Consider the following 529-nt stretch of genomic DNA (forward strand, 5'->3'; position numbering starts at 1 on the left):
AAACGTTACAATTTGCTTTAAAATCTTTGGATACAGCTTTTGTTAACTTCTTTAAGAACCGCTCTGAATTTCCACGATTTAAATCAAAAAGGCATAAGAATACTTTTACAGTACCTCAAACTGGCAGGATTGAAGATTCTAGTATTAGAATCCCAAAGTTCAAGAAAGGTATTAAAGTAAAGATCCATAAAGAGGTCAAAGGGAAGATTGGTAAAATGCCCATATCCCGTACACCTACCGGTAAATACTTTGTTTGTATTTTTACTGAAGAGGAAATTCAACAATTCCCAAAAAACAACAAAGCTGTTGGTGTTGATCTAGGGATTAAAGATTTTGTAATTACCTCTGATGGCAAGAAATTCAAAAACAATCGTTACACTAAAAAATATGCAAGTAAACTAAAAAAAGCACAACAGCACCTTTCTCGTAAGAAAAAAGGCAGCAATGGGTTTGAAAAACAAAAACGCAAAGTGGCTAAAATACACGAGAAAATTTCTAACAGTAGATTAGACACCTTACATAAGGTCAG

The 529-nt window shown here is 33.3% G+C and carries 1 protein-coding gene; it reads left to right on the top strand.

Annotated features, from left to right (window positions below):
• Nucleotides 1-26 precede the first annotated feature (26 nt).
• Nucleotides 27-529 (top strand): RNA-guided endonuclease TnpB family protein (locus I215_RS15615; protein ID WP_156800311.1); only part of this gene is annotated, 503 nt, incomplete at its 3' end.

Source organism: Galbibacter marinus (genome assembly GCF_000300875.1).
GTDB classification, from domain to species: domain Bacteria; phylum Bacteroidota; class Bacteroidia; order Flavobacteriales; family Flavobacteriaceae; genus Galbibacter; species Galbibacter marinus.